The sequence below is a fragment of the Nocardia citri genome, from assembly GCF_054065835.1.
Map to the genome: position 1 here is coordinate 56,367 of NZ_JBSUQM010000008.1, position 13,538 is coordinate 69,904.

The 13,538-nt window shown below is 65.9% G+C and carries 15 protein-coding genes and 1 CRISPR repeat array (1 of these 16 only partly in view); of the genes, 14 read left to right on the top strand and 1 reads right to left on the bottom strand.

Annotated elements, in window-relative coordinates; genetic code table 11:
- Positions 1-384: 384 nt before the first annotated feature.
- From ACW2Q0_RS14460 to ACW2Q0_RS14525, 14 genes are all read left to right on the top strand, one after another.
- On the top strand, positions 385-723 hold the full coding sequence (locus ACW2Q0_RS14460; protein ID WP_457190189.1) for a hypothetical protein: 339 nt from the start codon (positions 385-387) through the stop codon (positions 721-723).
- Complete coding sequence (locus ACW2Q0_RS14465) at positions 720-1,013, top strand: hypothetical protein (RefSeq protein WP_457190191.1); 294 nt, start codon at positions 720-722, stop codon at positions 1,011-1,013. Before ACW2Q0_RS14460 ends, ACW2Q0_RS14465 begins: the two co-directional genes overlap by 4 nt.
- A complete protein-coding gene (locus ACW2Q0_RS14470; protein WP_457190193.1) occupies positions 1,010-1,405 on the top strand; it encodes an RRQRL motif-containing zinc-binding protein in 396 nt (131 codons plus the stop codon). The genes ACW2Q0_RS14465 and ACW2Q0_RS14470 overlap by 4 nt, the downstream gene beginning before the upstream one ends.
- Positions 1,402-2,466 (top strand): hypothetical protein, encoded by a 1,065-nt coding sequence (locus ACW2Q0_RS14475; RefSeq protein ID WP_457190195.1) that lies wholly within the window; start codon positions 1,402-1,404, stop codon positions 2,464-2,466. Before ACW2Q0_RS14470 ends, ACW2Q0_RS14475 begins: the two co-directional genes overlap by 4 nt.
- The gene (locus ACW2Q0_RS14480; protein ID WP_457190197.1) at positions 2,463-4,481 is read left to right on the top strand and encodes a hypothetical protein; all 2,019 of its coding nucleotides are present in this window, start codon (positions 2,463-2,465) and stop codon (positions 4,479-4,481) included. The genes ACW2Q0_RS14475 and ACW2Q0_RS14480 overlap by 4 nt, the downstream gene beginning before the upstream one ends.
- A 40-nt stretch (positions 4,482-4,521) precedes the next feature.
- Positions 4,522-5,133 (top strand): hypothetical protein, encoded by a 612-nt coding sequence (locus ACW2Q0_RS14485; RefSeq protein WP_457190199.1) that lies wholly within the window; start codon positions 4,522-4,524, stop codon positions 5,131-5,133.
- A gap of 23 nt (positions 5,134-5,156) precedes the next feature.
- Positions 5,157-5,525: a hypothetical protein gene (locus tag ACW2Q0_RS14490; protein ID WP_457190201.1), complete on the top strand. Its 369-nt coding sequence runs from the start codon at positions 5,157-5,159 to the stop codon at positions 5,523-5,525.
- Between the two features lie 36 nt (positions 5,526-5,561).
- The gene (locus ACW2Q0_RS14495) at positions 5,562-7,412 is read left to right on the top strand and encodes a hypothetical protein (protein ID WP_457190203.1); all 1,851 of its coding nucleotides are present in this window, start codon (positions 5,562-5,564) and stop codon (positions 7,410-7,412) included.
- A 1-nt stretch (position 7,413) separates the two neighbouring features.
- A complete protein-coding gene (locus ACW2Q0_RS14500; RefSeq protein ID WP_457190205.1) occupies positions 7,414-7,764 on the top strand; it encodes a hypothetical protein in 351 nt (116 codons plus the stop codon).
- Positions 7,765-7,769: 5 nt separating this feature from the next.
- Positions 7,770-8,114 (top strand): hypothetical protein, encoded by a 345-nt coding sequence (locus tag ACW2Q0_RS14505; protein ID WP_457190207.1) that lies wholly within the window; start codon positions 7,770-7,772, stop codon positions 8,112-8,114.
- 2 nt (positions 8,115-8,116) lie between these two features.
- The gene (locus tag ACW2Q0_RS14510) at positions 8,117-9,124 is read left to right on the top strand and encodes a toprim domain-containing protein (protein WP_457190209.1); all 1,008 of its coding nucleotides are present in this window, start codon (positions 8,117-8,119) and stop codon (positions 9,122-9,124) included.
- A gap of 36 nt (positions 9,125-9,160) precedes the next feature.
- Positions 9,161-9,565 carry a hypothetical protein gene (locus ACW2Q0_RS14515; protein WP_457190211.1) on the top strand — a complete coding sequence of 135 codons (405 nt, stop codon included), beginning with the start codon at positions 9,161-9,163 and terminating at the stop codon, positions 9,563-9,565.
- A gap of 3 nt (positions 9,566-9,568) precedes the next feature.
- The gene (locus ACW2Q0_RS14520; RefSeq protein WP_457190213.1) at positions 9,569-10,519 is read left to right on the top strand and encodes a hypothetical protein; all 951 of its coding nucleotides are present in this window, start codon (positions 9,569-9,571) and stop codon (positions 10,517-10,519) included.
- Positions 10,520-10,601: 82 nt separating this feature from the next.
- Entirely contained in the window at positions 10,602-11,345 is a 744-nt protein-coding gene (locus ACW2Q0_RS14525; protein WP_397032933.1) for a DUF5131 family protein, read from the top strand.
- A gap of 93 nt (positions 11,346-11,438) precedes the next feature.
- On the opposite strand, the gene tcmP is transcribed toward ACW2Q0_RS14525, so the two are convergent.
- Positions 11,439-12,539 (bottom strand): three-Cys-motif partner protein TcmP, encoded by a 1,101-nt coding sequence (tcmP, locus tag ACW2Q0_RS14530; RefSeq protein WP_457190215.1) that lies wholly within the window; start codon positions 12,537-12,539, stop codon positions 11,439-11,441.
- A gap of 830 nt (positions 12,540-13,369) precedes the next feature.
- Positions 13,370-13,538: a CRISPR direct-repeat array (repeat unit 28 nt; unit sequence GGACCATCCCCGCGTGCGCGGGGCCGAC); it runs 1,628 nt beyond the window's last position.

Genomic DNA, 13,538 nt, shown 5'->3' on the forward strand with positions numbered 1-13,538 from the left:
TCGCTGCGCACGAGTCCTGGGCAAAGACGTCGGATCGAGCCGCCCGGACGGCGAAGGCCCGTGATGCGCTGCTAACCAAATTCGATCGCCTCGTTGATCCTGATGGGCTGCTCAGCCCAGAAGAGCGGGCTTACCGAGCGGCGCAAGCACGGAAGGCTCATTACACCCGGCTGGCGTTGAAGTCGGCTCAGGCTCGTCGGCGCCGTGGTGGCAAGAGCCACGCAGGTGGTGATTCGTAATGCGCGCCCGCACATTCGGTTTCGCGGTGGCGGCCGTGTCGATTGGCTACCTGGTTCTGACGCATCCCGCGGTTGTCGGTTTCACGGTGATGCTGCTGGGTGCGGTCGCGTTCTGGGGAGCGTCGCGTCGGTGGGGGGTGCGGCGATGAGCGCGCCGTGGGCGCAGGGACCGATGCCGCAGGGGTACACGGTCACCCATTTCGACCGTGGCCGTGGGCATACGGCGCTGCATTCGATGGCGGGGCAGGAGTTCACCGGGCTCGGAGCGGTCTATTCCCCGCTTGGGTTGTTGCCGCCGCCCGTGCGGATAGCAGCCTTCGCGGTGATCCTGCTAATCGGGATGGCCGGGTGCACGGCTGCGATGGTCGATTACCAGCACTACACGCCCGCGCCGAACATCTGCCGTTCCGCGAATTCCGGTGTGCCACCGGAAAAGCCGGGCTCGTGCGTCCCGGCATCGCAGGTGCCGGAGGTGGCGCGATGACCAGCGATGGCCGCGAACCTGTCGATTTGGCTGCGTTGGTCGCCGAGTACCGGCGACTCGAGCTGATCGAGCAGGTGGCTCAGGACATGCATGCCGCCGCGAACTCGGTGGCGACGTCGGAGTCGGCCAGCCCTGAGGAAGTCAGGCGGGCAGAGCACCGGCATTGGATGGGTTCGATCACCGCGTTGTCGGTGCGCAAGGACCTCGACACGGTGGTCGACCAGATCGTGCAGGCCCGCGACGGTCGTTCGGAGAACCGGCCGCGCCGTGGAATCGAGCGCTCGCGATGAGCCGGTTTCATGACCCGGACGGGGAGAAGTACGGCATCCCGACGTGGCCGTGGGGTTTCGCGCCACAACATTTGCGGACTCGTCGTCAACTAGCCCGCGGCGGTCAGCGGCCGGGCGCCGACTACGAGGGACAGGTGTTGCGGCCGCGTGGTGGCTCGCAGGGGCCCTTGCAGGCGTACCTGTATGACGCGGAAACCGCTGTGCCGAAACGAGTTCCGACTGCGGCGCAGCTGGAAGCCCTGGAGCTGGCGCGGATGGAGCGCTCGGTGCGGGCGTGTGAGCGCCGCGGGATCGACGCCGCCGATATGCGGGAGGTGATCGAGCGGGCTCGCGCCGATATAGCGGCCCGTCGCCAATCAACCCGGGGGCGGGGAAGGGAGCGAATCCGATGAACCACAAGCAGAAGGACCGGCGGTACGCGTCGTTGGAGCGCCGCCACCGCGCGCAAATCGTCGGCGGTTTGCGTGATCTGCCGAAGCCTTTGACCTATCGGGAGATTGCGCAGTTGCTCGGTGTCTCGTTGCGGCAGGTGGAGCGGTGCGTGGGTGAGGCCGCGGCGTTGCGTGGTCAGGGGTTGACCAAGCGGGAGGTCGCCGAGGAGATCGGTGTCCCGTACGGCTCGTTGGGGCGGGTGTTGGCGGTGCCGCACCGCAAGACGGTCACTGCCCGTCAGGACGCGGCGCTGGCCGCGTTGACCGACATGCACGGGATGCAGGTCGATGTGCTGGCGTGGTTTTTGAACACCAGCTTGAGCAGCGCTTACGACCTCGCCGCCATCTTGATCGAGCGGGGGTTGGTACATCCGCTGGTGGAGGTGCAACCGGGTCGGGCGTGGGTGTACCCGAAGCCGGACACGGCAGCCCGTTACCTGAGTTGGCGGCCCAAGGACTGGAATCCGCCGCTGATGTATGCCAACCACTACCGTGCGGTCGCCCAAGCCCGGATCATGCTCGTCGGCTCGGACCCGCAGCTGTGGGTGTCGGAACGGATCCTGCGCCGTCGCGCCGAGATCGCAGCCAGCGAAACCCGTTCCGGGCAGCTGATGTTCAGCACCGGCCGTGTCCCGAAGCGGGACCGCCCGCACGTTCACGACGGCCGGTTCCTCGGTGAGGTCGACGGCAAACACGGCTGGTGGGCGCTGGAAATCGAGCTGACCGAGAAGAAAGACCGCGCCCAGATGGACGCCGCCCTGGCCGGCGCGCTGCGGGCAGCGCGCGACAGCGTCGAGGAATCGGTGGTTGGGCTGCTGTACCTGTGCCGCTCGGCACGAGTGCAGGACGTGGTCAACGCCGCCTACGACCGGCTCCCACGGGAGCTGACGGATCTGTCGCTGCTGTTCGCCACCGGCGACTTCGACGACGAGTGGACCAAGTTCTTGGCCGCTCGCAACCAGGCCCGCGCCGCGAAACGCCGCGCCCGCAACGGAGTTCACATCTCCAAGGAAGCATCATGACCAACCAGAACTGCCAACCCATCCTGACCCCCACCGACTGCGACCCACTCGGGGCGACCACGGCCGCCCCACCGGCTGCGCCGCCATCGATCGTGCAGGACCCGCCGCCGTCGATCGAGGTGCATCCGGTCAAGCCGCCGATCAAGCAGCTCGACGGTATCGACTTTCCCGACCTGAGCACGGTCACGCATGTCGCGGGCACCGCGACGGTGTGCGGGGTGGTGGTAGTCGCGATGCTGGTCATGATCGTGGCCGTGGCGGCGCGGTGGCCGTTGGCGCCGCACCGGTTGCGGAACTTCGCGATCGGATCCTTGCTGCTGCCTGCGTCGTCGGCGTTGGCGGGTGGTTCGTGGACCACGCCGGCCGCCTTGTTGTGGTCGGGGGCGTCCCAGCTCGCTGCTGGTGATTGGTCCGGGCTGCGGATGATGCTCGCGCTCGGGGTGCCGTTCGCGGCGTTGACCGCGACATATGTGTGGGCGAAGTTCGTGCACAAGACCAACACCGTCGGGTTGAAGTCCCTCGGTCGTACTGAGCGGGTCAAGGACGCGATGGTCGCCCGCCGGTTCGCCCGCGCCGCCCACGCCGCGAAACTTGGTGCCCCCTACAGCGTGGGCGACGGCATCGTGCTCGGCCCGCTCGCGGATCGCACGACTGCGAAACCAGCTGGGTTGTGGCAGGAACTCACGACGCGGCATCAGTCGTGGATGGTGATCCCGCACAAGCAGGCCAAACGCCACTGCGCGGCGGTCGGCACGACCGGTTCCGGGAAAACCGAGCTGATCAAACGCTATTTCGTCGGGATGCTCGACTACGAGTGGCGGGCTTTTCAGCAGTGGAAGGACGTGCCCGCGATGCGGCGCCGTCACCCGCGTCCGCTGCTGGCGGTGATTTCGTGCAAGGGCGGCGAGGACGACCGCGATTTGGGTATCGAGATCCGTGACTACGCGGGGCGGATGGGGATCGACCCGGCACGGATAGCGATGGTGATGCCGGGAGTGGACCGGCTCGACGTATGGGACATGCCCGCCCGAGACATGCGCGGCGTGATCGGCGACATGCTCAACGCGGGCGAGGCCACCACCAGCGAGGGCCAGCACTTCGACGAAATGCGCCGCCGCATCGTCTCTCTCGTGGTCGACGCTCCGGTCGGGCCGCCGCGCTCGTCGGCGGAGTTCCTGGAACGGATCTCCGAACAGAAACTGCTCGACATCTGGAACAACGCCCCCGACGTGCAGCGCATGGTCGAGGCGTTGCAGGCGGAAAAGGTCCCCCAGCTCGACGACATGCTGATCAAGGCATCGAACCTGTTCGACCTGCTGCAGGACCACGACGGGCAGTTCGTGTTCGACGGCGGCAAGAGCCTTGACGACATCGACGTGCTGTATGTGACCGTGCCCGGGTTGGACAAAGACGCCGCCCGCGCGCAGGTCGCCGCGATCCTGCGCATGGTGATGCAACGCGCCGGGCGCACCGCAAAAGATCAGCGGCGCAGCGTGACCGCGATCATCGACGAAATCTCGGCGCTGACCACGACCAAGGGCTCGATCGGTGTGATCGACGTGTGCGAGCGGGGCCGCTCCCAGAACGTCGCGCTGCTGTTCGCTGCCCAATCCCAAGAAGGTCTCGCCGCGGACGTGTGGAGCTTGAACCGGCTGCTGAAGGCGTGCGCGGGCGGGTTGCTGCTCGGCTACAACGAGAACGCCGGAGACCTGTGCAAACACCTCGGTTCCGTGCGCGGGATGCTCCCATCGCGTCACCTGATCAAGGGCCAACGCCACGGCGACGAAGGCCAAGTGTCGGTCGGGGAGATGTGGCTGGTCGACCCGGATCTGTTGCGCCAGCTCGACACTGGCGAATTCGTCTACGCCCGCGGTCGTCGCGCCCAGTGGGGCCGCGTCGTGCGCGTCGAGCGGAACGAACTCACCCCGATACCGGGCACACCGGCCGCGCAAGCCGCCGCCGACAACGCCGCAGGCAAGCCGAACCCCTCATCAGGTGCCGCCGTCGTCGCCTGACCACCCCGTCATCCCGAAATCGATTGAGAGGCAACACATCATGCGTATCCGCAACCACAACCATGACCACAACGGGGAAGACCCCGACGAGGGCCGCGAACCCACCGACCCGAAACTGCAGGGCGAGAAGCTGGCCGAAGAGGTCGCCGAGTTCCTCGCAGCCGCGGTTGCCGCCGTCGACAACCCGCCCACACGAGCCCGCAGCAGCGAACCCGAATCCACCGATCGCCCGGTGCTGCGCTTGGTGAAGAACGACGCCACCGACCGCGACGACGCGCACGGTTGGGACACACCCACCGACCCGGGGGTAGCCGTCGCGGCCGGGCGGGCCGCACGACGGCGGGTAACTCGCGGCGCTGCGGGAGCCTCCGCTCTTGTGGTCACCGCGACCGCGTTCGCGGCGTGGGGGCAGCCATGGCTGGTGGCCGGACCACTGGCCGCCTACGGCACGGGCTGGCTGGTCTACCTGTGGTGGAACGCCGCCCTGCGGCCTTCGATCCCGCAGGTCCTGAGCACCGTCACCAGCGGCGTCAGCACGGCATTCGTCGTCGTCATGACCACTATCGCCGCGATCGTGCGCGGGCTGGTCGACCGCATCGACACCGCCCGCACCCGGCACGAAGACAACCGAACCGCGCCCGCTACCCGGTAAACCCCGAAAGGAAATGCAATCCCATGTCCAACAACGCAAATGAGCCGATCCTGCCGATCCCGAGCGACCTCGATGACCAGGTGTGGCAGGTGCAGGAGAAGCTGCAAGACCTACGGCGGATGACGCTCGAGCTGCAGCGCCGCTATCGCGAGCTGGCCCAGTCGCCCGAATCACTGCGCACCGACAACCTCGGCAAACCGATCTCCCCCGCCGCCGCAACCGAATTCGCGCGGACATGGCTCGGCGATACCGACACCACCCTCGAACGTGCCCAGGAGCAGCTGGCTCACGCCCGCACATTCTCTAGCCGGTTGTCGCTGACCGATCAGGCCAGCGAGGAGCGCGACCACCGCCTTGCCGAGCGCACCCAACGTCCCCGCCGCACCCGATAACCCGAATTCCCTTACCACTGAAAGGAATACAACACCATGACTGACCGTAGCCCGGAAGACGAGTTGATCGCCGAGGCCCGCAAGTTCGGGTACGCGATGAAGGAAATGCTGCGTTTGCACGCCCAGGCCGGGAACTGGCTCGAGCGTCGCCGGATCCGCAAACAGATCAACCTGACCTTGCGCGAGCAGCGCCGCAGCGAGCAGGCCGACCGCAACAACCAGCTGGTGTGGACCCAACAGATGATCGACCGCTACCGTGCGCACTCACTGGCCGTGGCCGACCGTGCCAGTGACCCGAGTGTCGATCATCAGCGCCGCTTCCGCGACTCGCAGGCTCTGTCGCGCCACGCGAATGATCTGCAGTCCCGCATCGTCGGCAACGCCAGCTTGACGCGGGTCGAACAGGGCATCGCCCTCGATGGTGTGGACGCGGCCACGGTGTTCCCGCGGTTCGAGCCGGGCCGATTGTTCACCAACGCGCACAAGGTGCGTGGTGTGGACGCGTTGCGGTACCGGGCGCAGGTCGCCCGCACCATCCGCGAACACGCCGCCCCGGCACGTGAGCAGCAGCGGCAGGCCCCGACCTACCAGGCCAGGCTGGCGTGGATGAGCGGGACCGGGCAGGATCCGATCACCGAAACCCGCGGTTTCGACACTGCGCGTGAGGGTTTGGAATGGATGCACCGCGATATCGACCACGCGATGTGGGGCGACGGGCAAACCGTGGACGCCAGCCTGCGCGATCCGGCCGGCCGCCAGGTGTATCACCGCCACGGCGACCCGGAAACGGTGGCCGAACAGCTCGAACAGCCCCTCGGCATCATCCGTGCCCCCGATGGTGGGTACCGGCAGAACCCGAGCGCGGGATTCTTCGCCGACGCCGACACTGTCGCTGATCATCAGCGCACCGTCGCCGACGCGCACGCCGAACAGCGGCATCCGGCCGCCGAGCGTCCGCCCCAGCAGCCAGCGAAACCGTTCGCGGTCAACGTCGGTCCCTGCGGTGTGGGGCACCTCGACGACGCTGAATACGCCAGGATCCCGTACCAGGACCTTCCGCGGCTGAGCACCTTCGAAACCCGCGACGAGGCCTACGAGTGGGCACTGAACCAGCTCGACATCCTCAGCGAAACGAGCACTCGCCGTGGTGAGGACTTCACCGTCACCATCGGCGAACACGGCCGCGCACGCAGTGCTGAGGTTGTCGAGGGCCCGCTCGGGATGGTCACCGACGAAGTCCGCGCGCTGCGTGAACAGCACCTGCGTCCCCAGCGTGGACACGCTACCGAGCAGCCGAAAACCCGTCCCGCCGAGCAGCAGTCGGCCACGTCGATCGATCCGGATCGGTTCGCTCAAATCGAACGTCGATTGAGCGACATCTCCGATGATCGGGACCGGTTGAACAACCGGGTCGCGACGTTGCAGCGCGGTCTGGACGCCGTCACCGCCGACCGTGACCAGATGAAACGCACGCTCGACGCCGCCGAGGGCCGTATCGAGGAGTTGAAGAACCGAAACCTGCGACTCGCCCACGAGATCGGTGAACTGCGTGACCGCCCGACCGTGGATCAGGTCGCCGCGCAACGCGACCGCTACCAGCGTGAACGCGACGAGGCCGTGCAGAAACTCGCACAGGCCACACCCGAACACGAACGCTACGGCAGCCGCACGCGCACCGACACCAGCTCCCGCGGCAACGAATCGGGCGGCGCCGGGCAGCAACGGCCGGGCGAGGACACCGGCAGTACCGGGCCGGTGGGCAAGCGCGCCAGCTACCTGCACGACCTTACCGACACCGGCGATGAGCACTCCGGTCCCGACACCCAGTCATGGCCGCAGCCCGGACGCAACGGTCACGGCCGCGATGGCATCGACAGGAGCCGTTGAGATGGAACACGAACACGAGGAAGCGATGCGCGCCGACTACCAGCAGCACTACCAGCTGGGCCGGGACATGTTCGGTGATGGGGTCACCGAAGCCGATATCGACCGGCTCGACGAGGACCGGATCCACATCGAGAAGCGGTGGCAGCACGGCCCGCACGCCGAGTACTGGGACTACCTGTCCGACGCTCAGCACGACTGGGAACACTCGCCCGCGAGCATGTCCCGGTTCATGGACAACGTCGACCACAACGGCGGATACGGGCTCACCGATATCGAGCACCGCAGCCAACAGCAGGCCCGTGAGCTGACCGGCAACGACCGGCCACGCCCGCGGATCCAGCGAGGCAGGTGAACATCATGCACATCGAGCACGAAGAAGCGATGCGCGAGGCGTTCACCGAACTCGACCGGCTCACCCGCATGGCATACCGGCCCGAGGCGACGCAGACCGATATCCACCGCCTCTACACCGACGGCGCCGCGATCGATCAGGGCTGGCACAACGGCCCGCACCGTGAGCAGTGGGGATTCCTCAAACACGCTCGCTCGCAATGGGAATGCGACCCCACCGCGATGCGGCGCAGCTTGGTCGAATCCCTGCGCAGCGCAGGCACGAAGTGGGATCCGGTGCAGCGCCGCAGCATCGAACAGGGCCGGGTCCTCGCCGACTCCACTGGTCCCGGCATCGAGCGGGGGCGGTGAGGATGCAATCGCAACAGCCACACGGGCATTCCTACGAGGTCGTCACCGACGCGTTGACCCGCAGGATGGGTCCGGCCCCGTATCCACGCGGCCCCGAGCAGTGGACCAACTACCTGTGCCCGGTACACGAGAGCGACGGTCAGCACCACAACCCGTCACTCGGTGTGCGCTACGACCCCCGCCAAGGCAAGACGATGGTGCGGTGCTGGGCAAAGTGCAACGACGAAGAGGTCTTGGACCGGATCGGGTTGCGGGTACGGGACCTGTGGGACCGGCTGCCCGAACGTGACCCGAACCGCCGCACCAGCAACGGTGTCCACGGCCAGCGTTTCGGGGTGAGCGAGCGGCGGGCGTTGACCCCGGCCGAACGGGCGATCGCCGCCGCGAGGTTTCCGATCCTGAACAAGCCGGACCTCGGGGCACAGACCGGGCCAGGCGAGAACGTCGACACCTACGTCTACCGGTGGCACACCGACCAGATCGAGGGTGCGGTGTTCCGGACGCGAACCCCGCACGAACACGGGTACGCCAAATCGTTCTGGCAAGCCAAATGGGCCGGAACCGGGTGGGAGAAAGGCGGTTTCGCACCGATCCCATGGAAACTCGCCGATATCCGGGAAGCCCTCGACACCGGCCGCGAAATCTACGTGTGTGAGGGCGAGAAGGACGTGCAAGCCGCGAACCGGGCCGGGCTGATCGCGACCTGCAACGCGATGGGCGCCGGATCCTGGACCCTCGAACACGCCAAATGGTTGCGCGGGGCAGGCCGGGTGATCGTGGTCGCCGACCGCGACCGCCCCGGCTACCTGCACGCCGCCAAAGTCGCCGACACCCTCACCGGCCAGGTCGGCGAGGTCCGGGTCATGCAAGCCCGCGACGGCAAGGACCTGTCGGACCACTTCGCCGCAGGTCACATGCTCGAAGACCTCGAACCGGTCCAGTACCTCGATCGACCCCAACAACAACAGCAGCAGCGGTTTCGGCCGGTGAGCCGAACCCGAAGCCGCTGAGCCGATTTCACTCATTACAAGGAAGGACCCATCATCATGACCAGCACCTTCGGACAGCGTTTCCGCCGCGCCGCACGCCCCACCTCCGCGTTCAGCAAGACCAGCAACCCAGGCACCACCGTGTACGGGCGCATCACCGCGATCGTGGAGGAGCCCAAGCTCAAATACGGCGGCGCTCCCGACGAGGTCGAACTCGACGAGCACGGCCAGCCCGTCATGCAACTGGTGATCACCCTCGACACCAGCAGCGGCCCCCGGAACCTGTATGTGTCCTGGCGCATGGAACAAGCCATCGGCCTCGCCCTGGAGAACGCCGGCACCGAGGACTTCGCGATCGGTGCGTTGCTGTCGGTCACCTACACCGGACCCGACCCCGACTACCCGAAAGCCCGATTGTTCACCGCCGTCTACACCCCCGCCACCGAGCAGAACGGTGCGTGAACCGTGACCGGACACGACTCCGGTGCAAACCTGGTGCGCAGCAACGACGCTGCGCACCACCACGCACCACACGATGCACAACCCGGTGCGCAAGCATCGAGACGGCCGGTGCGGGCGTGGCCGGTGCTGCTGCTGGCGCTGCCCGCGTTCGTCGCGATCTGGTCCGGCTGGGTCGGACTCGGCGAGCTGACCGGTTTCGGTCCGGTGCACCCGCTACCCGGAATCGCCGACGACTTCGAGATCAACACCGCGATCACCCTGCCGATCGGCATGGAGGCATACGCCTCCTACGCGCTGTCGTTGTGGCTGTCGGGGCGGATCCGTTCGAACCGAACCCGCAGCTACGCGAAGTATTCGGCGTTCGGCAGCCTCGCGCTGGGTGCGGTCGGGCAGGTTGCCTACCACCTCATGCAAGCCGCCGGTGTGACCGTGGCGCCGTGGCCGGTCACCGTGCTGGTCGCCTGCCTCCCTGTTGTGGTCCTCGGCATGGGTGCAGCGTTGGCGCACATGATCATCGGTGAGCACCACCACGCACCAGCCGTGCGCGCCGATGCCGAGCCGGTGCGTAAGCCCGAAGCGGTACGCACCGTCTCGGTGCGTGAAGTCCACACCGAGACCCGATCGACTACCAGCGAACTGACCGCCCACCACCGCGCACAGCAGCTGAATGGTGCGCAGCACGTCGAGATCGAAGCACCCGTGCGCACCAGCGACACCGATCAGCAGCCACGCACCGACCGATGGGTGACGGTGGCCGAGATGGTGTGCAGCGCCGACCCATCCGGGCGCCGCGACCCGGGCACGGTCGCCGCGATTCTGCGGCTGAAGCATGAGGAGGGTTGGTCGCATGCGCGTATCGCCGAGCACGTCGAACTCAGCGCCTCCTCGGTGACCCGGACTCTGGCCGCGGCGCAGGAGCACACCAAATCCGGTGTGGCTGGCGATGACGTTTGAGAAAGGAGTCACACGATGCAGCGTGTGGGACTACGAATACGCGGTGTGGACGTAGTGTCGACAAGATTCGGGAGGAGGTGTCATGTCGGACAAGTCGGGCATCGAATGGACTGAGGCGACGTGGAACCCGGTGACGGGCTGCGACCGAGTTTCGGCTGGGTGTGACCACTGCTATGCGATGGTGCTGGCGAAACGCCTGAAAGCGATGGGTGCGGACAAGTACCAGCGTGATGGTGATGTGCGCACGTCCGGGCCGGGGTTCGGCGTGACCATCCACCCGCAGGCGTTGGATGTGCCGCGACGGTGGCGCGCGCCGCGCGTGGTGTTCGTCAATTCGATGTCGGATCTGTTCCACGCCAAGGTGCCAGTCGGATTCATCCGCGATGTGTTCGACGTGATGCGAGAGACCCCGCAGCACACCTACCAGGTGCTGACGAAACGCTCACTGCGGTTGAAGCGCCTCGCCGATGGTTTGGACTGGCCGGCCAATGTGTGGATGGGAGTGTCGGTCGAGAACACCGACTACCTCGACCGCGTCGACCACCTGCGCGAAGTCCCCGCAGCGGTGCGGTTCCTGTCGTGTGAGCCGCTTCTGGGGCCGCTGGACGGATTGAAGCTCGACGGCATCGGATGGGTTATCGCGGGCGGGGAATCCGGGGTAGGGCATCGGCCGATGGATCCGACCTGGGTCCGTGGCATTCGTGATGTGTGCCAAGACATGTCGGTGCCGTTCTTCTTCAAGCAGTGGGGTGGTCGGACCCCGAAAGCGATGGGACGCGAGCTCGATGGTCGACTGTGGGACGGTATGCCCGCATTGATCGCATGAGCTGAAATCTCCTGGACCCCTACCGAAATCGGTAGGGGTCTTGCTGCGTCTTGGGCCTGCTTGACCTGGATGAATGCGCTGGCTGAGATGGTTCTACGCGCCTTTGGCTTGGCGGGTTGCGGCTCGGACGAATGACTTGAGTTGGATCTGGCGACCCCCGCTGTCCACCTCGACTGCGCCGGAGTGTACAAGGGGCCGCAATGCCTTGATGACGTGCTCGGCCCGGAACACGGTGTCGAACAGGGCGAAGTCGCGTAGGGCCTCGACTCGGGTCGGGCCCCGCGTTTTCAGTTGGTCGAGCAGCAGGCGCGATAGCGGACCAAGCTGTGGATCGACGAATTCGAAGAGTGCTTCGAGTTGGCTGTCGCGAGGATCTCGGAAGCCGATCCCGAAGGTGCGATCCACCTCCCACAGGCTGTCCTTCATCTTCTTGACACCGAGTCGGTGGTTTGTCCCGAACACCAGATACAGTGCGTCGCCGCGACGGTCGACCAGTTCGAAGTCGAGCAGGTACTTGAATCCTGCGGTTTTGAGTGCTGTGCGGTAGCAGGTGAGGATGAACTGACGTTTCTCGCTGCTATCGACCGTGCCTGCCTGGCGCCAAGTCCGGTCGCCGCCGAATACATCATCTGCGCCGTCACCAAGATCGGACACGAAACGCACGAAGTGCTGCGGTTTGAAGGTGACGATCACCTCTGAGCCGCTGTTGTTGGCGATGCGCTGCAGGAATCGGAACGGTACTGGCGCGTTGCCCCACGAGTCCAAAACCGCAAGAATCGGCGATTCCCATGCTCTGACGTTGTCGAGTTCTTGCTCGAGAAGCTCTTCGCACTTGCCCTTTTTGATCGCTACAGGCATCTGATCTTCTGGTCGCGGTCGATCGGGGAACGCGCGCTTCAGCTGTTCAGGGAGCATCGCGACGCAACGTTGATCGTCATCGATGAACAGGAAGCGAGCCTTCTTCGAAGGGTTGGAGACCTCTTCGACGAAGGCCCGGACCGCGATGATCGGCGAACCGTCTTCGCCGCGGTCGTACACGCCAGGGCCGGAGAACCCCTCGGCGTAGGTGGCCGCACTCCATGAGTTGTCGCTGAGAATGATCGGGAACCATCGACGCAGGTACCGGTCGTAAATGTCATGTTTGGCGGCAGTGTGTTCCACCCGCGGCCACGGCACTGGCCCATCGACTGGCATATCGGCAACCCCCTTGCCTCACAACGTTTTCAAGCAAGCGTAGCCAGAACCGCGCGTGTAGGCATGCCGCTTCGCTATCAAATCCCCTACGAACCCGGCACCCTGACAACCGAACAACCATCCGAAAAGTAGGCCCGCCAGGCACCCGTCAGGCGGGCCTACTGGCATGTTCGGGGGCGAATTTTGATGCGGACCTGATGCGGACTTGATCCGATCCTGATGCGGACCTGATCCGGATTCAGAGTCGGATCAAAATCCGATTACTCCGAACCCGAAAACGCTTCTACCTGGGGCGTTTTGCGCCGCCTCCTGCCCTGCCCGTCCCCCACTCTCTATGGCTTCGCTGTTCATAGAGAGTGGGGGACGGGCAGGGCAGGAGACAACACAAAACACAAAGAACCAAAGATCAAGGACAAGAGGAAGAGAAAAAGAAGACCACAAAGAGAGGACCACAAAAGTAGGGTTGGGAGCGGGGTTGCGTCAGGTGGGTACGTCACGCCTAGAGCGGCGCCACCTCCGGTGGCGTGTTCGCGCGTCAGGACGCGCTCAGTGCGGTGGTCGAGTCGAGCTGGCAGGCGAAAGTTCCGGACAGGGGACCACAAGGAGGGGGAGGGGTGTCCGTAGCCATGAGAAAGTGGATCTGGCCCACTTTCGGTGACCGGCCGAAGTGCCCTCGGTGCCGATTAGGTTGCAGCGCAGCGTGTTCGCTAGACCGGCTGATCGTGGGAGTTGGTGTCACGGCAGAGGCGTTGTGTGGGATGGGGCCGCCGCCTCATCGCGGGTGCTCACGTCAAGGTTCACACGAAGCCGGGTCGAGGTCATGCCATCGAGGACCATCCCCGTGTACGTGGGGCCGACCAACTCGACGAGCACGACGGCGACACCGACTCAGGGCCATCCCCGCGTGCGCGGGGCCGACGCACCCCCGGTGACGAGCTGGGAGTGCAGGATCGGACCATCCCCGCGTGCGCGGGGCCGACATCAAAACCCGGAATGCCG

What these genes read in the sequence shown, in the direction of transcription:
- ACW2Q0_RS14460 (WP_457190189.1), top strand. Translation starts at nt 385, where the DNA reads ATGAGCGCGCCGTGGGCGCAGGGACCGATGCCGCAGGGGTACACGGTC.
- ACW2Q0_RS14465 (WP_457190191.1), top strand. Translation starts at nt 720, where the DNA reads ATGACCAGCGATGGCCGCGAACCTGTCGATTTGGCTGCGTTGGTCGCC.
- ACW2Q0_RS14470 (WP_457190193.1), top strand. Translation starts at nt 1,010, where the DNA reads ATGAGCCGGTTTCATGACCCGGACGGGGAGAAGTACGGCATCCCGACG.
- ACW2Q0_RS14475 (WP_457190195.1), top strand. Translation starts at nt 1,402, where the DNA reads ATGAACCACAAGCAGAAGGACCGGCGGTACGCGTCGTTGGAGCGCCGC.
- ACW2Q0_RS14480 (WP_457190197.1), top strand. Translation starts at nt 2,463, where the DNA reads ATGACCAACCAGAACTGCCAACCCATCCTGACCCCCACCGACTGCGAC.
- ACW2Q0_RS14485 (WP_457190199.1), top strand. Translation starts at nt 4,522, where the DNA reads ATGCGTATCCGCAACCACAACCATGACCACAACGGGGAAGACCCCGAC.
- ACW2Q0_RS14490 (WP_457190201.1), top strand. Translation starts at nt 5,157, where the DNA reads ATGTCCAACAACGCAAATGAGCCGATCCTGCCGATCCCGAGCGACCTC.
- ACW2Q0_RS14495 (WP_457190203.1), top strand. Translation starts at nt 5,562, where the DNA reads ATGACTGACCGTAGCCCGGAAGACGAGTTGATCGCCGAGGCCCGCAAG.
- ACW2Q0_RS14500 (WP_457190205.1), top strand. Translation starts at nt 7,414, where the DNA reads ATGGAACACGAACACGAGGAAGCGATGCGCGCCGACTACCAGCAGCAC.
- ACW2Q0_RS14505 (WP_457190207.1), top strand. Translation starts at nt 7,770, where the DNA reads ATGCACATCGAGCACGAAGAAGCGATGCGCGAGGCGTTCACCGAACTC.
- ACW2Q0_RS14510 (WP_457190209.1), top strand. Translation starts at nt 8,117, where the DNA reads ATGCAATCGCAACAGCCACACGGGCATTCCTACGAGGTCGTCACCGAC.
- ACW2Q0_RS14515 (WP_457190211.1), top strand. Translation starts at nt 9,161, where the DNA reads ATGACCAGCACCTTCGGACAGCGTTTCCGCCGCGCCGCACGCCCCACC.
- ACW2Q0_RS14525 (WP_397032933.1), top strand. Translation starts at nt 10,602, where the DNA reads ATGTCGGACAAGTCGGGCATCGAATGGACTGAGGCGACGTGGAACCCG.
- tcmP (WP_457190215.1), bottom strand. Translation starts at nt 12,539, where the DNA reads ATGCCAGTCGATGGGCCAGTGCCGTGGCCGCGGGTGGAACACACTGCC.